This is a genomic window from Methyloglobulus sp. (genome assembly GCF_964779595.1).
On the sequence record NZ_CBAROL010000001.1, the window covers coordinates 122024 to 141876 of the forward strand.

General features: G+C 44.5%; 21 protein-coding genes. 12 read left to right on the plus strand and 9 right to left on the minus strand.

Features of this window, described 5'->3' with window-relative positions:
* The first annotated feature begins 129 nt into the window (after positions 1-129).
* The 3 genes from AC1YY3_RS00615 to rsmD are packed head-to-tail and all read left to right on the plus strand — an operon-like array spanning position 130 to position 3351.
* Positions 130-1485 (plus strand): M16 family metallopeptidase, encoded by a 1356-nt coding sequence (locus AC1YY3_RS00615; RefSeq protein ID WP_481823676.1) that lies wholly within the window; start codon positions 130-132, stop codon positions 1483-1485.
* The gene (locus tag AC1YY3_RS00620) at positions 1485-2798 is read left to right on the plus strand and encodes a M16 family metallopeptidase (RefSeq protein WP_481823675.1); all 1314 of its coding nucleotides are present in this window, start codon (positions 1485-1487) and stop codon (positions 2796-2798) included. The genes AC1YY3_RS00615 and AC1YY3_RS00620 overlap by 1 nt, the downstream gene beginning before the upstream one ends.
* The gene (gene rsmD, locus AC1YY3_RS00625) at positions 2788-3351 is read left to right on the plus strand and encodes a 16S rRNA (guanine(966)-N(2))-methyltransferase RsmD (protein ID WP_481823674.1); all 564 of its coding nucleotides are present in this window, start codon (positions 2788-2790) and stop codon (positions 3349-3351) included. The genes AC1YY3_RS00620 and rsmD overlap by 11 nt, the downstream gene beginning before the upstream one ends.
* Before the next feature lie 65 nt (positions 3352-3416).
* On the opposite strand, the gene clpB is transcribed toward rsmD, so the two are convergent.
* Positions 3417-6044 carry an ATP-dependent chaperone ClpB gene (gene clpB / locus AC1YY3_RS00630; RefSeq protein ID WP_481823673.1) on the minus strand — a complete coding sequence of 876 codons (2628 nt, stop codon included), beginning with the start codon at positions 6042-6044 and terminating at the stop codon, positions 3417-3419.
* A 257-nt stretch (positions 6045-6301) separates the two neighbouring features.
* On the opposite strand from clpB, the gene AC1YY3_RS00635 reads away from it, so the two are divergent.
* The gene (locus AC1YY3_RS00635; RefSeq protein WP_481823672.1) at positions 6302-6748 is read left to right on the plus strand and encodes a hypothetical protein; all 447 of its coding nucleotides are present in this window, start codon (positions 6302-6304) and stop codon (positions 6746-6748) included.
* Positions 6749-6818: 70 nt separating this feature from the next.
* Complete coding sequence (locus AC1YY3_RS00640) at positions 6819-7673, plus strand: HEAT repeat domain-containing protein (protein ID WP_482194234.1); 855 nt, start codon at positions 6819-6821, stop codon at positions 7671-7673.
* A gap of 182 nt (positions 7674-7855) precedes the next feature.
* Here AC1YY3_RS00640 and AC1YY3_RS00645 read toward each other — a convergent pair whose 3' ends face one another.
* From AC1YY3_RS00645 to AC1YY3_RS00655, 3 genes are all read right to left on the minus strand, one after another.
* Positions 7856-8203, minus strand: coding sequence for an FUN14 domain-containing protein (locus AC1YY3_RS00645; protein ID WP_481823670.1), 348 nt, complete (start codon positions 8201-8203; stop codon positions 7856-7858).
* A gap of 172 nt (positions 8204-8375) precedes the next feature.
* Positions 8376-8717 (minus strand): small metal-binding protein SmbP, encoded by a 342-nt coding sequence (gene smbP / locus AC1YY3_RS00650; RefSeq protein WP_481823669.1) that lies wholly within the window; start codon positions 8715-8717, stop codon positions 8376-8378.
* 286 nt (positions 8718-9003) lie between these two features.
* Entirely contained in the window at positions 9004-10467 is a 1464-nt protein-coding gene (locus AC1YY3_RS00655) for a helicase HerA-like domain-containing protein (RefSeq protein ID WP_481823725.1), read from the minus strand.
* A gap of 249 nt (positions 10468-10716) precedes the next feature.
* Here AC1YY3_RS00655 and AC1YY3_RS00660 point away from each other — a divergent pair, with 249 nt between their 5' ends.
* From AC1YY3_RS00660 to AC1YY3_RS00690, 7 genes are all read left to right on the plus strand, one after another.
* A complete protein-coding gene (locus AC1YY3_RS00660) occupies positions 10717-11016 on the plus strand; it encodes a DUF6763 family protein (RefSeq protein WP_482194235.1) in 300 nt (99 codons plus the stop codon).
* A 13-nt stretch (positions 11017-11029) separates the two neighbouring features.
* The gene (locus AC1YY3_RS00665; protein ID WP_481823667.1) at positions 11030-11869 is read left to right on the plus strand and encodes an ATPase; all 840 of its coding nucleotides are present in this window, start codon (positions 11030-11032) and stop codon (positions 11867-11869) included.
* Between the two features lie 12 nt (positions 11870-11881).
* Entirely contained in the window at positions 11882-12946 is a 1065-nt protein-coding gene (gene metA, locus AC1YY3_RS00670) for a homoserine O-succinyltransferase MetA (RefSeq protein WP_481823666.1), read from the plus strand.
* A gap of 11 nt (positions 12947-12957) precedes the next feature.
* Complete coding sequence (locus AC1YY3_RS00675) at positions 12958-13425, plus strand: nucleoside deaminase (protein ID WP_481823665.1); 468 nt, start codon at positions 12958-12960, stop codon at positions 13423-13425.
* Between the two features lie 44 nt (positions 13426-13469).
* Entirely contained in the window at positions 13470-14795 is a 1326-nt protein-coding gene (locus AC1YY3_RS00680; protein ID WP_481823664.1) for an alanine/glycine:cation symporter family protein, read from the plus strand.
* A gap of 445 nt (positions 14796-15240) precedes the next feature.
* A complete protein-coding gene (locus AC1YY3_RS00685) occupies positions 15241-15516 on the plus strand; it encodes a cupin domain-containing protein (RefSeq protein ID WP_481823663.1) in 276 nt (91 codons plus the stop codon).
* A gap of 132 nt (positions 15517-15648) precedes the next feature.
* Positions 15649-15930, plus strand: a complete 282-nt coding sequence (locus AC1YY3_RS00690; RefSeq protein WP_481823662.1) for a hypothetical protein — start codon at positions 15649-15651, stop codon at positions 15928-15930.
* 29 nt (positions 15931-15959) lie between these two features.
* Here AC1YY3_RS00690 and AC1YY3_RS00695 read toward each other — a convergent pair whose 3' ends face one another.
* The 5 genes from AC1YY3_RS00695 to AC1YY3_RS00715 form a co-directional block, all read right to left on the minus strand.
* Entirely contained in the window at positions 15960-16430 is a 471-nt protein-coding gene (locus tag AC1YY3_RS00695; RefSeq protein ID WP_481823661.1) for a cupin domain-containing protein, read from the minus strand.
* Positions 16431-16671: 241 nt separating this feature from the next.
* The gene (locus tag AC1YY3_RS00700) at positions 16672-17217 is read right to left on the minus strand and encodes a hypothetical protein (RefSeq protein ID WP_481823660.1); all 546 of its coding nucleotides are present in this window, start codon (positions 17215-17217) and stop codon (positions 16672-16674) included.
* A 16-nt stretch (positions 17218-17233) separates the two neighbouring features.
* Positions 17234-18148: a type II restriction endonuclease gene (locus AC1YY3_RS00705; protein ID WP_482194236.1), complete on the minus strand. Its 915-nt coding sequence runs from the start codon at positions 18146-18148 to the stop codon at positions 17234-17236.
* A 13-nt stretch (positions 18149-18161) separates the two neighbouring features.
* Positions 18162-19040 (minus strand): DNA-methyltransferase, encoded by an 879-nt coding sequence (locus tag AC1YY3_RS00710; protein ID WP_481823658.1) that lies wholly within the window; start codon positions 19038-19040, stop codon positions 18162-18164.
* A 5-nt stretch (positions 19041-19045) separates the two neighbouring features.
* Entirely contained in the window at positions 19046-19846 is an 801-nt protein-coding gene (locus AC1YY3_RS00715; protein ID WP_481823657.1) for a Dam family site-specific DNA-(adenine-N6)-methyltransferase, read from the minus strand.
* Positions 19847-19853 lie beyond the last annotated feature (7 nt).

Here is a 19853-nt window from a genome sequence, read left to right on the forward strand (position 1 = left end):
AACTAAACATGTAATTGCTTGATTAAGCAGGGTATACAGTTTCAACAATTCGGTTATGCTATAGCATACAGTGAACCAATGATTATTCAAACAGTCCGAAGCGCTAACATCAATAACAACGAGGGAGTTATGAACGCAAGATTACTTTGTGCGGCAATGTTATGTTTGCCAATATTGTCTGCTAATGCTGAACCTAAAGTCTCTGAACACGTATTAGCTAATGGTTTGAAGGTGCTGGTCAAAGAAGACCACCGCTCACCTGTTGTGGTATCTCAAGTCTGGTATAAAGTCGGCTCAAGCTATGAGCCAGGCGGAATCACTGGCATTTCGCACATGCTGGAACACATGATGTTCAAAGGTACGGATAAACATGCGGTCGGTGAATTCTCGCGAATTATTGCCGAGAACGGCGGTGATGAAAATGCGTTCACAGGCCAGGATTACACCGCTTATTTCCAAACGATGGCAGCCGACAAGTTGGAAGTCAGTATGGAATTGGAAGCGGACCGGATGCGTAACCTGCATTTATTGCCTGAGGAATTGAAAAAAGAACTCCAGGTCGTCACCGAAGAACGCCGTATGCGGACTGAGGATAATCCCCAGGGCAAAATGCAGGAACATTTCAATGCGATGGCGTACAGCAACAGCCCTTACAAGCACCCCGTCATCGGCTGGCCTGCCGATATTGCCAACTATACCGTTCCCGACTTGCAGGAATGGTATCAACGCTGGTACGCACCAAACAATGCCACCTTAGTAGTTGTCGGTGATGTCAAGGCTGAGGATGTTTTTGCGCTGTCGGAAAAATATTTTGCTCCACTCAAGACCAGCGATATCAAGCCACTTAAACCACAAAACGAAATCGAGCAACTCGGCTTACGTAGGATGACGGTGAAAGTCCCGGCTAAACTGCCCTCCATTGTCATGGGTTATAAAGTCCCTGTATTGAAATCGGCTGAACATGAATGGGAAGCCTACGCGCTGGAAGTGTTGGCTGGTGTACTCGACGGAGGTAGCAGCGCTCGCCTAAGTTCAGATTTGGTGCGCGGCAAGCAGATTGCCGTAGCCGCTGGAGCAGGTTATGGACTGACTTCACGCTTGCCGGATTTGTTTGAACTGGAAGCAACACCCGCAGAAGGTAAAACCTTGATGCAAATGGAAACCGCATTAAAGGCGGAAATCACCAAACTACAAAAAACCCTAGTGAGCGATGAAGAACTGCAACGCATTAAAGCGCAAGTTTTAGCCAGTGCGGTTTACGAGCGGGATTCTAACTTCTATCAAGCCATGCAGCTAGGTATGCTAGAAACCGTTGGATTAGGCTGGCAAAAAGCAGATGAATATGTCGCTAAAGTCAATCAGGTGACTGCTGCACAAGTGCAAGAAGTCGCTATTAAATATCTGATAGAAGATCATCTGAATATCGCTTATCTGGAGCCGCAAGCCATCAATAAGACGACTACCGCCAAAAAAGGAGGGGCATAATGAATTTTAAATTAATCGGTTTTATATTACTTATTGTTAGTCAAGCTAGCTTTGCCACCGCAAAAATTGAGCATTGGCAAACATCACAAGGCAGCCGCGTTTACTTCGTCCAAGCTGATGCGTTACCGATGGCCGATATACAAGTTGTTTTCGATGCCGGAAGCGCACGGGATGGTCAGCAATTTGGCTTGTCCGCACTGACTTCCGGCTTACTGGATACTGGCGCGGGACAGTGGAACGCTGACCAAATTGCCCTGCGTTTTGAAAGTGTTGGTGCCAATTTTGGCACAGGTGTTTCCAGCGATACGGCCTCCCTGTCCTTGCGTACACTGACAGAACCTGCTTTATTCGACAAAGCACTAGAGACCATGCATGTCATCCTGACTAAGCCTTTGTTTAAAAAAGCCGATTTTTTACGGGAAAAAAACCGCACCCTAGCCGCAATCAAACAACGGGAAGAATCTCCCGCCGAAGTTGCCAGCTTGGCTTTTTCTGACAAACTATATGGCACTCATCCCTATGCACACCCCGATTCTGGCGTGATGGCAACAGTCAACAATCTTAAAGTATCTGACCTCGCCCAGTTCTACAAAAAATATTATGTGACTAGCAATGCCATCGTCGTTATTGTCGGCAATTTATCCAAACAACAAGCAGAACAAACGGCTGAAAGGCTCCTAACTGGCTTACCCACTGGACAAAAACCAGAACCGCTACCCGATGTGGCAATGCCCACACAAGCCAGCCAGCAGCACATTGAATTTCCTTCAACGCAAACCCATGTCCTTGTTGGTCTTCCTGGCAGCTACCGTAAAGACCCCGACTACTACAACCTATACGTAGGCAATCACATCCTGGGTGGTAGCGGCTTGGTATCCAAGCTGTTTAGTGAAGTGCGCGAAAAACGAGGCTTGGCTTACAGTGCCTCCAGCTCCTTTGCGCCCATGTTAAAACCGGGGCCTTTTACGGTCAGCCTGCAAACCCGCAACGACCAAACCAAACAAGCGGTCGAAGTACTTAACGCAACCTTGAAGGACTTTATCAGCAAAGGTCCCACCCAAACAGAACTGGATGCCGCTAAAAAGAATATCATCGGCGGCTTCCCCATGCGGTTTGATACCAACAAGAAACTCGCCACTTATGTCGCTATGATCGGTTTTTATGATTTGCCCCTGGATTATCTGGACACCTTCAGGCAAAAAGTGGAAGGAATCACTGTGGCTTCCATCACAGATGCCTTCAAACGCCGCGTAAATACCGAGCTATTGCAAACCGTTACCGTAGGCAACTCAGCCACTGCCGTTGCAAAATAAGCTCAGGATAATTGGCGGCGAATGGCGCAGTCGCCAGATCGACTTTTACGATGCCCACGGACTCAGGCCCACCCCAGCCAGGGTTCGGGAAACCCTGTTCAACTGGTTGCAATACGACATCCCCAGTAGCCGTTGCCTGGACTTATACGCTGGAAGCGGCGCGTTAGGGTTTGAAGCCGCCTCACGCGGTGCAAAATCTGTTGTCCAAGTCGAAACCAACCCCGAAGCCTGTCGCGCCTTAAAAGAAAATGCCGTCAAGCTGGCTGCAACACAAATAAAAATCATCCAAAGCGATGTCTTCCGCTATCTTGCAACCGATGCCGAACCCTTCGATATTGTTTTCCTCGATCCGCCTTTTGGAATGGATTTGGCAATACAAACCTGCCACTGGCTAGAAGATAAAGGCTGGTTAAGCCAACAGGCGAAGATTTATGTGGAAGTAGAGAGTAAGCTGAAATTTCTTGATGAATTGCCGGAAAATTGGCAGTTGTTAAAAAGTAAGATGGCAGGGGAAGTGGGCTATCATTTGTTAGAACGAATTGAACCCAATTAATTTGCTAAATTGACTTACACAAAAAAACTGGACAGGGACAAAGCCCCTATCCAGTTTTTCATAATTTAGTTTTTAACAAACTTCAATGCATCATTTTCAACAGTCACCTTGATGACATCCCCTGCCAAAAAATTACCCGCCAGGATTTCTTGTGCCAACGGGTTTTCCAGTTGTTGCTGTATTGCGCGTTTCATCGGCCTTGCCCCGTAGACTGGATCAAAACCTGCCTCACCGAGTAAATCCAAGGCTTCATCGGAAATATCGAAACCTATTTCGCGGTCTTGCAAACGTTTGTGTAAATGTTCGATCTGAATCTTGGAAATCGTCCGAATCTGCGCCCTACCCAGGGGATGAAACACGACCGCCTCATCTATCCGGTTAATAAACTCAGGGCGAAAACGCGTGCCAACGATTTCCATTACCGCTGTTTTCATAGCCTGATAATTGGCTTCAGCCGCTTCTGGTGTCATGCCTCCCTTCACACTCGCACGTTCTTGTGCTTCGCCTGCCAACTCCTGAATCACGTCAGAACCCAGGTTTGAAGTCATGACAATGACGGTATTCCTGAAATCAACAGTCCGGCCTTGACCATCGGTCAATCGCCCATCATCCAGCACCTGCAACAATATGTTGAATACATCAGGATGCGCTTTTTCGATCTCGTCCATCAGGATGACGGAATAAGGCTTGCGCCGAACCAGTTCGGTCAAGTAGCCGCCTTCTTCGTAACCGACGTAGCCGGGAGGTGCGCCAATCAAACGGGCGACCGAATGCTTTTCCATAAATTCTGACATGTCGATACGCACCATAGCGTCGGGCGTATCGAATAGGAACTCCGCCAGCGTTTTACATAATTCGGTTTTACCGACACCAGTTGGCCCCAGGAACAGGAACGAACCATTGGGGCGATTAGGGTCTGATAAGCCTGCCCTTGAGCGGCGGATGGCGTTACTGACCGCTTTCAATGCTTCTTCCTGGCCGACGACCCGTTTACTGAGCGCTGCTTCCATGTGCAACAGTTTTTCCCGCTCACCTTCCAGCATTTTGCTTACGGGGATGCCTGTCCATTTTGAAACGACCTCGGCAATTTCTTCTTCCGTAACCTTATTCCGCAATAAGGTCATCTTTTGGTGTTCGGCAGGCACAGCCGTTTGTAACTGCTTTTCCAGGGCGGGAATAATACCGTACTGCAATTCTGACATACGCGCCAAGTCATTCGCACGACTGGCGGCTTCCAGTTCAGTCCTGGCGTGTTCAAGTTTTTCCTTGATGGATGCCGAACCCTGCAAGGACGCTTTTTCTGCTTTCCAGATTTCTTCCAGGTCAGAATATTCCTTTTCCAGGTCGCTAATGTCTTCTTCCAGCATAACCAAGCGTTTTTTGGAGGCGGCATCGGATTCTTTTTTCAGCGCGACCTGTTCGATCTTCAACTGAATCAAACGCCGATAGAACTTATCCATTTCCTCCGGTTTGGAATCCATTTCCATACGAATACGGCTGGCTGCTTCGTCGATCAAATCAATCGCTTTGTCAGGCAATTGTCGGTCGGCTATATAACGGTAGGATAAAGTTGCTGCCGCCACAATCGCAGGGTCGGTAATATCCACGCCATGATGCACTTCGTATTTTTCTTTCAAGCCACGTAAGATGGCGATGGTGTCTTCTACCGAGGGTTGATCGACCAAGACCTTCTGGAAACGGCGTTCCAAAGCGGCATCTTTTTCGACGTATTTGCGGTATTCATCCAGCGTTGTCGCGCCTACGCAGTGCAGTTCTCCCCGCGCTAGAGCCGGTTTCAACATATTGCCTGCATCCATCGCGCCTTCGGCTTTACCCGCGCCGACCATGGTATGCAGCTCATCAATAAATAAGATGACTTGGCCTTCTTGTTTGGCTAAATCATTTAGCACCGCTTTCAGGCGTTCTTCAAATTCGCCACGAAATTTCGCGCCCGCAATCAATGCCGCCATATCCAACGCCAACACTTGTTTATGCTTCATGCCTTCTGGCACTTCGCCGTTAACAATGCGTTGCGCGAGGCCTTCAACAATCGCGGTTTTACCCACGCCCGGTTCGCCGATTAACACCGGATTATTTTTGGTACGGCGTTGTAAGACTTGAATAGTACGGCGAATTTCGTCATCTCTGCCGATAACGGGATCAAGCTTACCTTGTTCTGCACGCTCGGTAAGATCAACGGTGTATTTTTTTAACGCTTGACGTTGGTCTTCGGCATTAGGGTCATCCACTGCTTGACCGCCACGCATTGCATCAATGACTTGCTCCACGGTTTGTTTAGTGATGCCATGTTTTTTGAATAAATCTTGCAGCGAACCTTTCTCTTCCAGTGCAGCCAACAGGAACAATTCGCTGGAAATGAACTGGTCATTGCGCTTTTGTGCCAGCTTATCGGTCAGGTTAAGCAATCTCCCCAGCCCATTGGAAATCTGCACATCACCGCCCGAACCTGCTACCGTAGCAATCCGCGCCAGTTCCTTAGTCAACTCGCTACGAAATACTGGGACATTAATGCCAATTTGCGACAGCAGTGGCTTGATACTGCCACCTTCTTGATCTAGCAATGCCAACATCAGATGCACAGGTTCGATAAATTGGTGGTCTTTACCCAATGCCAGACTTTGGGCATCGGCTAACGCCGCCTGAAATTTACTGGTCAATTTGTCCATTCGCATGGCTTACCTCTCAAAGAGTAGTTTTGTACTACTACTGACATGGGGGGGATTGGCTGGTTTTCAAGCAGATAGCGTCTGATGTCAGTTATTAGCGATTCTGAAATACGGATTACCCAGCAGGAAAACCAAGTGAAAGGTATTTTTATACACAGCAAAGAGGTAATAGTTAACTTCTTAAGTTGTTCATTTTTATTAATCTATGTCACGACACGATAATTCGGTCAAACTTAATTAATATTACAAACTTGGAGAAAAAAATGAACATGAAAAAATCACTATCCGCGTTTTTTGGATTATTCCTCTTTGCCGCGTTAAGCCAGTCTGCTTTCGCGCTTCAACCCAGCAACACCACTAATTTAGTAGGAACTTGGACTAATGTTAACTCAGCTACCGGTGGCATCGTTAAAGTTGTTGTCACCAATAATGTCCTCACTGGCTTCAGGATCAACACCTTTGGTGCTTGCAGCCCAACACCTTGTAATCATGGTAATATTCTTGCTTCACGGTTTAGCAAGAGTGTATCTTCCACGGTAGCTCAAGGACTGAGTGGTCAATACGATTTCGGTTTCTCTACCATGTTAGTCACTGCCCAACGCGTTTACGACCTAGATGGCGGAACTTTCCTTGAAGTTGAAACCCGCACCAAGTTTGCCGCTGGCGATACACGCAACGACTATACACGAACAGAGTTATTCAGAAAATAATGAGTTAAGTCTATCGCATCACCCGCTTGCGGGTGGTGCTTTCGCTTATTAGGATAAACGGGTATCTATAATGACAAAAAAAAGCTTTTTTATCTGCTTTGTGGCACTAGGATTATCTAGTGCATATTTCATGCTTGATAATGACCAGCCTGATCCAACCGCCCAACACAAAGCTCAGTATCTAACTGATGCTAAAGACTCACAGCTAGATCAACAAAATCCACCTAATACGTTAAAACAAGAACCTTTCACGCACTCACCCTCTAATAATTCGACCAATGACAATCAGCTTTCAATGGCATCGAATGACACCATTAATACCAACGCTATCGTTGAGACCTTAAACCATCTGCTCACCTCAAATGACCTGAATGAATTTTCAGAATCGCAGGCAAAAGCAGTTGAAAGTATCTGTCAAGATCCTAAGCAACTGCTTTCTGATCTGGCCTGCCAAGCTTTGCAACACCGGATTGAACTTGTTAAACAACAAGATGACACAAACAATCGACTTGAACCAGACTGGGTAGCAGTTGAACAAAGCGGCGGTGGTGTTGAACTCGAAGAGCATACGGAAGTGACGACTCTGTCAGAAAGACAGCAAATTACGGGTGAATCGGGGCAACTGGGCGATGATCTGGAAGCATCCCTACAAACCTTGCAAGATAGGGCATTGCTAGATCATTCTGCCAAGGTACGTTTCAAAGCTATTCAGGCAGCCATATTTATGAAGAGCGAAGCACTGGCACCGCTTTTGCGGGATGCCCGTAACGATGAAAGCCCTGTCAATAGAAAACTTGCTGAGGAAGGATTACGGCAATTACGGGAAAGCGCCATAATCGAACCAGATGAGTTCAATAATCAAATGGCGGAGAATGCACTGCCCAATCTTGCACATACTTCGATGGCAGACCAATCAGCACGGTAAAGCGAAATGCATCAGTGTATTTCGCCGAGCGCAACCCAAGCAAAATGGCACTTACGAATTACGCCTTTCTGCGTTATACCAATCCCAAAAAGTTGTTATAGAAACTCCCTCATCCTGACCTTTTCCTTTGGAGAAGGTAACAATCAGAACTTATTGGGATTATTATTAGATTTGGCTTTTACCTAACCAAACTTAAACCCAACAAAAAACCCACCGACAGCACTCACACCTTTGCTGGTAATACGGGTAAGGCGGTCAACCAAAAAACCGCCCGAATCTTTAGCACCTTGGGCTACGGTTTCAGCGGCACTTTGTAGCTGGACATCGCTGATATTGATGACATGGTAGTATTCACCGACGAACATCAGCACAATGGCTGCACCGCCGATAAACAAGGCGACTTTTAGCATCTTTTTGGCAAAGTAGCCGACTGCCGCGCCAATAATAAAAGGCGCACCGACATTTCCTAACAGAAAATCTGAGGACAAGAGGTCTGTCTCTGGTGTTGTTTGAACTGGGGTTTCAGGCATTCTTGATGTTCTCCATTGTTTTGTGGTGCTATCCACTTGCGGGATGGTATCACATCAAGGCTGGTGTGCAATAACATTAGTTCTGCTATATATCAGCAGCTTAACAAGAAATTTAGGTGGCAGTAGATAAAAAAAACGGGCGATTATCGCCCGTTTTTCTAAAAATATACGGCTATTTATTAGCGGCTTTTAGATGTTCCAGGGCGGTTTCAGCGTATTTAGTTGCAACACCTGCATGATCATCCCCTTCTTTGGCGTGTTTAATTGCTTCTTCCAAATCAGTCATGGCATAGTCCATGTGCGATTTTGCTGCACCCTTAGCGACTACTGCACCCGCCATAGCATGTTCCAGAGCGGGTCTGGCATGTTCCAATACCACCGAAGCATGACCAGCCTTACCATGCTCAATTGCTGCGTTGGTATGTTCAATAGCTTGATCCAAATGCGGTTCTGCAAAAGCACTTAAACTCAATAACAACAAAACACTTGCGGATACAATTGTTAACTTTTTCATAATTATCCCCTTTTAGTTGATGAATATCCGCGTTAATACCTGTTTTTTTGCAGCGGCTCTCGTTGACATATCGAGAACCCCAAAAGCTGCATTGGCATCAATACGGTGGTAAAGGTTTTCATGAACATTAAAACAGCAATACGCACAACTAATCTCATTTGGTATTGCTACCGGATTCGACTTGCGAAACGCTATTTTGTTCCTAACCGAACCTACTTCAATTTAACTTATTTTTCAAACGGGACTAATTTTTTTACTACTTAGGTTACAAGAACCCGCCTACGGCTCATCTCCGCCCCATCAAAGAACCCATAATGCCGCGTATTATCTGCCGCCCTACCGTTGTACCGATACTGCGAGCAGCGTTCTTGATTAATGCTTCTGTTACGGTTTGACGTTGGCGGTCACCGCCTGATGCGGCTTTTTTCTCTTTTTTGGCTTCTTGTTCTTCCAGTTTTTCTTGATTTTGCTGCTCGGTCTTCTGTTTGAGCATTTCATAAGCCGATTCTCGATCAATTTCCTCCTCATAACGACCATGAAAAGGCGATCTTTTCATTATTTCTGCCCGTAATTCTTCGCTTATCGGACCGATTTGGGATTCGGGTGGACGAATCAAGATTCGTTCGACTTGAGCAGGGCTGCCATCTTTATTTAGCACGGAAACCAGAGCTTCCCCAGTTTTTAATTCCTGGATCGCAGATTCGGTATCAATAGTGGGATTAGCGCGGAATGTTCCAGCAACACTTTTAACAACTTGCTGATCTTTCGGGGTATAAGCGCGTAAGGCATGTTGTATTTTTAGCCCCAATTGCCCCAATACATCTTCGGGAACATCCAAAGGACTTTGGCTGATAAAGTAAACGCCTACGCCTTTGGAACGAATTAGCCTAACGATTTGCTCGATTTTATTGAGCAGCGATTTAGGTGCTTGGTCGAATAGCAAATGGGCTTCATCAAAAAACAGGACTAATTTGGGGCGATCAGCATCGCCAACTTCAGGCAGGTTTTCAAACAATTCTGCCAGTAGCCATAACAAAAACGTGGCATACAAGCGCGGCGATTTGCTGACCAGATCAGTTGCATCTAATACACTGATAACGCCATTACCAGAAAAATCAGTTTTGAAAAGATCATCAAGCTGTAACGCGGGTTCACCAAAAAAATGTTCTGCGCCTTGTTCCTCCAGTACCAGCAATTGGCGCTGGATTGCGCCCAGGCTGGCGGCAGCTATATTGCCATATTCGGTTTGTAACGCTTTGTCCTGACTACCTACCCAGGTCAATAAGGCGCGTAGGTCTTTTAAATCCAATAACAACAGACCGTTGTCGTCCGCTAACTTAAAACAACTGTACAGTACTCCAGTCTGAGTATCGTTTAATTCCAGCAAATTACTCAGCAGTAGCGGCCCCATATCAGAAATTGTGGCACGTACCGGATGTCCGGTTTTAGCAAAAATATCCCAAAACACCGTAGGTTTGCCGTGTTGCTCGTAATCGCTAATGCCAATCTGCTTGATGCGTTCGGTGATTTTTTCGTGCGATTTTCCTGCGGCTGTAATCCCAGATAAATCACCCTTAATATCAGCAAGGAAAACGGGAACACCAATTTTTGAAAAACCTTCTGCCAGAATTTGCAAAGTAATGGTTTTGCCCGTACCGGTAGCACCAGAAATCATACCGTGCCGGTTACCCATTGCGGCATCCATAAAAACCTTGATACCATTCTGTCCACCAATCAATATTTCCTGCATGGTTGTGTACGCTCGCTTCAATTTTAAACAGGTCAGCATCGTAGCACAGCAAACTCTTGCAAGAAAGCAGCACATCCTCTATAACTATTAGCGACGAAATCATAAATGCGCTTTGAAAGACGGGCATGGCTAGTTGGGGCGAGGTAATGGCAAACCACCATTAACTTCCAGATAACATAGTTAAACTAAATAGGGCTTTCTATTTATGCCACCCCCTAAAGCCTGTTTAAAAACAATGAGGTAATTATCATGACAACCATAGCAGACCCCATCATTGGCACTTGGTACAAGGATGTAGAAAACAATCTGAAGTTTAAGGTCCTTAACATTGAGGAGGAAAATGACTCAATTGAAGTGCAGTACCTGAATGGTGACATCGGCGAATACGATATGGAAAGTTGGTACGGCTCAACTTTCGATTACATCGAAGACCCGGAAGACTGGAGCGCACCTTTCGATGAAATTGAAAGTGACGACCTTGGCTATACCGATACCGATGTACACCGACCCAATCTTGATGATGTTGATATTGAAGACTATCTCGATTAATTAAGGACATATCATGCGTATGAGTGCCAGGGACTTTCTGGATTGGCCGTCCAAGCGGATAACCTTGCTGGCGATGTCTGGCGCGGGCAAGACCACGCTGGCAAACAAGCTGCCCAAGTCGAAATGGTTTCATTATTCCGGTGATTACCGCATTGGCACCAAATACATGGATGAGCCTATCCTCGACAACATCAAGCGTGAGGCGATGCAAGTGCCATTTCTGCGTAACTTGCTATTGAGCGATTCTATTCATATCAGCAATAAGCTTACGGTGGACAACCTTGCTCCAGTGTCCAGCTTCCTCGGCAAACTGGGCAATCCCGACCAGAATGGTTTGTCCTTGCAAGAATTCAAACGTCGTCAAAAACTGCATCACCAAGCCGAAGTCGCAGCGATGAAAGATGTACCCGAATTTATCGAAAAAGCCGAAGACATCTACGGTTACAAACACTTTATCAACGACGCTGGCGGCAGTGTGTGCGAACTGGACGACCAGGAAGCATTAGAGACCCTTGCCCAGCACACGCTTATCATCTACATCAAAATACCGCTTACGTTAGAACAAACCATCATCGAACGTGCCAAAACCGATCCTAAACCGCTGTATTACCGCGAAGATTTTCTTGAAGAAAAATTAGCAGCGTTTATGGCGTTGAAAAAATATTCTTCCTCAGCCAGTATTCCACCCGATGAATTTGTGACCTGGGTGTTTCCTGAACTATTCAAATCAAGAATACCTCGATACCAGGCTATCGCCGATCAATACGGTTACACCGTAGATGCTAATGATGCGGCGCATGTGAAAAATGAAGCTGATTTTATTCATCTTGTTGCTCAGGCATTAAGCAACTAAGTCCTGTCGATCATGCCTTTAGTCGCCCACACAGACTTACCAACCTTCCGTCGTTTACAGGAAGAGGGTGAGGAGATATTGGATCCAATCCGTGCCGCTAACCAGGACATTCGGGAAATGCACATTGGTTTGCTCAACATGATGCCGGATGCGGCTTTGGAAGCGACGGAAAGGCAGTTTCTTAGATTGTTGGGTGCGTGTAACCAGATTGTGCAATTCCACGTTCACCTTTTCACGATAGAAGGCTTGACCAGAAGCACAGAAGCGCAAGCCCATATCGACAAATATTACGAATCGTTCGAGCAAATCAAGCAGGATGGGCTGGATGGTTTGATTATCAGCGGTGCTAACGTCGTCGGAACAAAACTAGCTGAGGAAGATTTTTGGCAACCGCTAACCGAAGTGTTTTCTTGGGCTACGCAAAATGTTACCTCGGTAATTTGCTCCTGCCTTGCTACCCATGCCTTGATCCAGTATAGCTATGGCATAAAACGCACTCCTATCGGCAAGAAGCGTTGGGGCGTATTCGCACATAAAACCTTCAACCGTACGCATCCTTTGGTGGCCGAAATCAACACGCGCTTTGATGTGCCGCATTCTCGTTTTAACGAAATCTTTCAAAACGATATGGAGGCGCACGGCCTTAAAGTGTTGGTCGCCAGCAAAGAGGCAGGGGTACACCTTGCTGTCAGCCCCGATGGTTTCCGTACCGTGTTCTTCCAAGGTCATCCAGAATACGATGACATTAGCCTGCTAAAAGAATACAAACGCGAAGTGCTGCGGTTTTATCACGGTGAATTGGAGGATTACCCGCCTTTTCCAGAAAACTATTTTAACGCCACTGTCCAGCCAGCACTCTTGGCTTATGAACAACACGTCAAACAAGCTAAACAAAACGGCAGCGAACTTGAACCGTTCCCTGAACATCTGATTTTGGAGCATCTCGACAACACTTGGCGCGATACCGCCAAAGCCGTGTTCAATAACTGGCTAGGAAAAATCTACCAACTCACCAATCAAGACCGACGTTTACCGTTTATGGACGGTGTTGATCCCAATAACCCATTGGGTTTATAGAGCAAATATAAATGCACGAAACCTTTTTGCGTCAAGCTCTGCAATTGGCAGCGGATAATGTCGATAGCGGCGAAGGGGGACCTTATGGCGCAGTCATCGTCAAAGACAACCGCATCATTGCCGCTAGTGCCAATAAAGTCACCAGCACCATTGACCCTACTGCACATGCAGAGGTCATGGCGATTAGAGCCGCTTGCAAGCACCTTAATGATTTCCGGCTGACGGGTTGTGTGTTGTACAGCAGTTGCGAACCTTGCCCCATGTGCTTAGGTGCAATCTACTGGGCAAGATTGGATGCTGTGTACTATGCGTGTAATCGTTTTGATGCCGCCGCTGCCAAATTTGATGACAGCTTTATCTACGATGAAATTAATCTACTGCCGCAACATCGACGCATTGCTATGCACCACATTAATCTGCAAGACGCACGGAAACCTTTTGATGTTTGGAATCAGAAGATGGACAAAATACCGTACTGAGATGCAAAACATTCAAACCGTAATTCCCTATAGAAAATAAGATCATGATAAATTCCTTTGAAACGCTCATCTCAACCTTATCAGGCTGGGTCTGGGGACCACCGATGCTGACTTTGCTAGTCGGTACGGGCTTGTATTTGACTATCTTGTTGAAAGGCTTGCAATTTCGTGTTTTGCCCTTGGCGTTCCGAATAATTTTCCATAAAGACCACGGTGAAGACGGCGACATCAGCCATTTTGCGGCTTTGATGACCGCATTGGCGGCCACGGTAGGCATTGGCAATATTGTCGGAGTGGCGACGGCGATCTCGCTCGGCGGCCCTGGGGCGGTGTTCTGGATGTGGATGACCGGCCTGGTGGGAATGGTGACGAAATATTCCGAAGCCGTCCTTGCGGTCAAATACCGCGAAAAAGGCGAACATGGGATGCGTGGTGGTCCTATGTATTACATCAGCAAAGGTGCCGGATTGCCGTGGTTGGGTTGGTTGTTCGCCGTGTTCACTGCCCTGGCAACCTTTGGTATTGGCAATATGACACAAGCCAATGCCACCGCTAAAATTTTCGAGTCCACTTTCCATATCCAGCCCTGGGGCACGGGCGTGGTGTTGATGGTGTTGACGGCATTGGTTATCCTGGGTGGCATTCGTTCCATCGGCAAGTTCACCTCGTTCCTGGTGCCGCTCATGATTGTGGGTTACGTAGGTGCAGCCTTAGTCGTGCTTGCGTTGAATGTATCGGAAATCCCTGAGGCGTTCGCACTTATTTTTCAACATGCCTTTGCACCGATGGCGGCAACAGGTGGTTTTGCTGGTGCCACGATTGCTACCGCCATGCGTTTTGGGATTGCCCGTGGCGTGTTTTCCAACGAATCCGGGTTGGGTTCTGCACCCATTGCAGCGGCAGCGGCACGTACTTATGATCCGGTCAGGCAAGCACTGGTTAGCATGACCCAAACTTTCATAGACACGTTGGTAGTCTGCACCATGACCGCACTCGTCATTTTGACCGCAACACCGTGGACGCAAGGCATTAGCCCAGGACAACTGACCAGTGCCAGTTTCGCAGAAACATTAGGTGTCACAGGCGAAATTATTGTGGCGGTATCCACCTCACTATTTGCTTATTCAACCTTAATCGGCTGGAATTATTACGGCGAAAAAGCCATTGAATACTTGTTAGGATCGCGCTGTATCTTTATTTACCGTATTGCTTTTATTGCGGCTGTGGTTGTCGGGGCAATGATGAATCTGGAATTGGTGTGGAATATTTCCGACCTGATGAACGGGATGATGGCCTTGCCAAATCTCATTGGTCTGTTATTGCTATCTAAAGTCGTTAAAGCGGAAACTGATCGCTATTTTAAATCCTGATTTTTGAATACAGAAATCTAATCAAATTATCGTTCGTCCTAAGTTTATCGAAGGAATAACAGCGCAAAAACAATGCTGTTCCAGTTATTAACAACCGGAACAGCCTTGCTTAGCTCCTATTATCTGCGTGGGAGAGATTTTAAATTATGATTTAGAATGGCAAGCGGGGCAAGGCAATGTCATCTATTTTTCGTTGAGAACAACTTCCAAACCCGACCATTTTCACTACATCGGCAAAATGATCTGAACCCTTGAAACTCGCGTTTTCACGAGATTTTTTGGCTTTTCATCCGCATTTTTTATAGTTATCCCACTTGGAATAACCTAAAATGTCTTGCAGTTCCCACACATCTGCTTTTTTAGGTCTCTGTAGCAAGCTTATGAACGAGTTCTTCAATTAATTGCTTTTCAACGTACCATCCTAAATCTACCATAAAGGAAACCCATGCCACAAATCACCATAGAACATAACCCTAGCGAAGAACGATTGAAAGTATTGGGCGTAGCCAATTGGTCTATATGGGAGAAGGAAGTCTCCGAGTTCCCTATCGACTTTGACGAAACTGAAACTGCTTATATCTTGGAAGGCGAAATTCTTGTGACACCCGAAGGTGGTGAACCTGTAAGAATCTTACCTGGGGATTTAGTTGTTTTTCCCGAAGGTCTAAACAGCCATTGGAAAGTCGTCAAGGCATTGCGTAAGCATTATAGCTACGACTAAGTGGCTTAGTGACAAATCAGTGAAATCCACGCAAAATCAGTGACATGAGTACTCCCAACAAAGTATATTACGCGCCATATTGTTGGGTGTTGCTCTCACCCCTGTACGTTGGTCTTTAACCCCGAGAATATCATGAAAAACACCATCCTGATGATTGCCTGCTGTAGCTTATTTGCCTGCAACCAAGGCTCAACCTCTACTTCCACATCTGAGACGCTCTCGTTATCAAAGTATTCGCGTGAGGATTTATGTTGCTCAGTTACCTTGAACCAGTTAGATGCCACCCGCTGGGAGGCATCAGGTTGTGGCAAGCGCGGGGTTTATAAGCAGCATCGGGATAGCTGGCAGCGGGTAGGCAAGATATTTCCTGGACCCGGTTCGGCAGCAGATAAACTGCCCATTTGTGTCCAGTAACCCAAAAGACTTGCAGGGCTTGGCTTAAATTAATAAGGACTATCGTCTTTGTGCGTTAAAGACCACGCTCCGTTTGCCAATTGTGTCGCTTTCAAATCGTCCTGAGGATATTCCACCGCATCACCTACCGTGCGATCACCCGCTTCAAGGTAAGTAATTAGCTGATTAGTACGATTGATGAGTTGATGGGCAACATCCGATCCTGCCTTAAAACCCATACAATCGCCTGGTTTTAGCACATGCTCATCATTGCCTAACAAAAGCGTTGGCGACCCTTCAAGAATATAGATAAATTCATCCTGCTTGGAATGATGGTGCAATAACGCCGAAATAGCACCCGGTGCGAGTTGGGTTAGATTGACACCAAAATTGGTCAAGCCAAAATGCTCGCCAAGTTTTCGCTTTGCCCGACCTTGCACCAATGCAGCAAACGACTGAGGGTAAATGGTTTTTTGCGCCGGTAATGGAATGGATAGCGCAGGGACAGGGTTTTGTTTCAAGGTTGACTCCTCATCGCATTCTCATGGAATGGCTTTACGTCTCGTTGGGGTTCGTACCTCACCGCCAACCTACAATTGCCCAACATACGGGATGTAAAGGAAGCCTTGGATAAGCTATTCGACGGTCAACGGCTGTGCTTGTGGTACCAGCACAGCCCGCCTAGCTCTGATTGGCAAGCGTAATCGTTGGGATAAAAACATCAAACAGTGCGATTACGCTTTGCTAATCGTGCCTGCGGCCTTACAGACCAAGCTTTTCTCGAATTCCATCTAGTAACATTTGCCTTCCACTCGTATTCCAATCAGTAATATCCTGCTCAATAAATAACCACTTAGCTACTTTCAAAGCTCTTTCTATACGCCACTCTAATTCTGTATCGCCCACTTGATTACATAATTCAGGTGAAACGTTAGCTACATTTTCACAATTAAAAACATTAAGAATTGAACCCCATATCTCGCCTTTAAATTGAGGAATACTATTTGATATAAATAAAAGCTCTTGAGTTAAATCTCTATGCCTTGGGTTTTTATATCTTTTACCATCATCTCTAGGTAACTGTGGTTCACAGTTAACCACAAAATCACAACCTTTATTCTTAAAAGCAGGTCTATGCAAATAGATAACACCACTTTCCGAAAATGTTTCTACGTTATAACGATACCTCTGATAAGAATTGGCACTACCTGATGATTCATCACTCCACTTCATTAGCACTGCTGTACGCTGAGTTTCTCTTGAAGACTCGTCCATTCGCCAATCAATAGTTATTCTTTCTACAGCCATAGTTAACCACCCTTCTTTAAATTACGTCAAGAATGCCTTGCTCAAGCATAGCTAAATTAAAAATATAATCATTGTGATTAAATGTTTCTCGCAATGGTTTAGCAGTTGTAAACCAACCTGCGCCATCTGTAATCCATACAAATTTGAATTGATTATCTAGTTTGTCAAATAAGCTTCTATATTCTCCAGCAGTAGCTTTAAGTTTTGATCCACCACCACCATAAAAATTAGTTTCAAAAATAACCAACTCTTTGCCATTATTCATTATGAAATCATATCTTCTAGATGACTTATCAACGGGGACATTGATTTGCCATTTTTCATAAATCTTAGTAGCGTTAGCTTCTTTTAAGTATTCGTAACCATTTTTATTGCAATGATCTTTAATAAACCAATCAATAATTGCTTCCATTGATTGACCACCACGGTTTTTTCTTCCATTGCTATCAAGACCAGCTTCTACCCCAATCATGTAATCAACAAGATTTTTAATCTTTTGCGAAGTAATCAACGCCTTTAAACCCGACTCTTTGACAAAGGTTAGGTATGTTTCGATATCAGCTTCTGTAGGGATTGAAATTGAAAAGTCATAATCTTCATACACAAATTTTTTATTGGTGTAATCAATCAGTATCTTGAATTTAGTGCTGCTGCTGCCATCTCTAACAACAAGCGAAGGAATAACTTTTGCTAATTTTGGATTTTCTTTAAGTAGATATTTAAACTCATTATCAAAATCCTCTTTGCCAATAAGGTAGTTTAAATTGTTAAGAGCAACTTCAATTTTTTTTGTATTTTGAAATACTTTGTCCCAATTAACAAAGTAATTCCACAATAAAATACTTGGTTTTAGATTTTTAATGAAGTACTCAAAAACCTCATCAGCATTATGACAATTCAGTGTTTGATTATAAAAATCCAGATATCTCATGAAAGTTTAACTTTTAAAATTTGTTATTTAGTTCTTTTATTCTTGGTATTGCTAATTTATCAAGATATTCTATGTTTGAATCAATACCTATAAACCTTAGTCCATTTTTTAATGCAGCTATTCCTGTAGTTGCTGAACCACAAAAAGGATCTAGTATTAAGTCATCTTTTTTTGTTGAAGCGCGAATAATTCTATCCAACAACTCAACTGGTTTTTGAGTAGGATGCTTGCCATGTAATTTTTCATTTCTTGTAGGTGGTTTAATAACCCATACTGATTTCATTTGCTTGCCTTCATTTTCATTACACATTAGATCGTAATTAAAAATATGTTTGGACTTTTCATTTTTTGCAGCCCACAAAATAGTCTCTGTTGAATGAGTAAAATAACGGCAGGATAAATTAGGCGGGGGATTAGGTTTCAGCCATGTAATTTCATTCAACATTTTCATGCCTAGTTGTTGCATCGCAAACCCAATAGAATGAATCACATGATAAGTGCCACTTACCCAAATTGTCCCATCTTTTTTAAGCAATACCTGGCATCTTCTTAACCACTCCAAGTTAAACTGATGATTTAACTCGATCCCCTGAGATTTATCCCAATCACCTTTATTCACAGAAACCATTTTTCCGTTCTTACAGGTGATGCCACCGTTTGATAAAAAATAAGGTGGGTCAGCAAATATCATATCAAAGCAACCTTTAGGGTATTTTTTGATAATGGCATCCATCAACTCTAAACAGTTAGCGTGGTAAAGGTAGACACAATTTTGAGTATCGGTATAGATAAGTCTATTGAATGAAGTTTGGGAGGGGCTGGCAATAATTGATTGAAATAAATCAAACTCATGAGTGTGGATTTTCTCCTCTACTAATGAATACTCAAGCATCGGATTTATGCAAAAACTGCTAAAAGCTCACTGACAGCATTCCTATTCTTGGTATCACTAGAAATGAACCGCTGTACATTGAAGGTTATGATTTTTGCTGGATGATAGACTTCATTGGTGAAAGCTGTGTCATGATTTGATATAACAACAGTAATACCACCTTTTTGTAGTTTCTTTGCGGTATCAGCCAAGGCATTTTGATCATCTAAACTAAAACCACCTTTTGTATAATTTGTAAAACTAGAAGTGGCAGATAAGGGGACATACGGCGGATCGCAATATACAACGTCGCCATACTTAGCTTTTTCCATTGTTGTTAGATAATCCGCCACCTCGAAAACAGCATGTTTTGATATTTCATGGAAATAAAACATTTCTTTTTCTGGTAGTGTTGGTTTTGTATACCTACCAAACGGCACATTAAATTCGCCTTTTGAGTTATATCTACACAAACCATTGAAGCAGTGTCGATTCAAATATACAAACAAAGATGCTTTTCTTCGCAAGTCATTTGTAGCGTTAAATTCTCCCCTTAGCTCGTAAAAAACTGATTCAGTATTATTCTCTGCAACAAACAATCTTTGGCAATAATTTATGAAGCCATTACCTTCTTTTTGAAGGATCTGAAATAAGTTGATTAAATCAGGATTTGAATCTGCAAGCAGATTAGCAGAGTAATCTGTATTTAAAAATACTGCACCTGACCCAACAAATGGCTCAATTAAACGATTACCTTTAGGCAGTGTTGATTTGATTAGCTCAACTAATCGATACTTACCGCCAGCCCATTTTAAAAAAGGTTTCATATCCGCA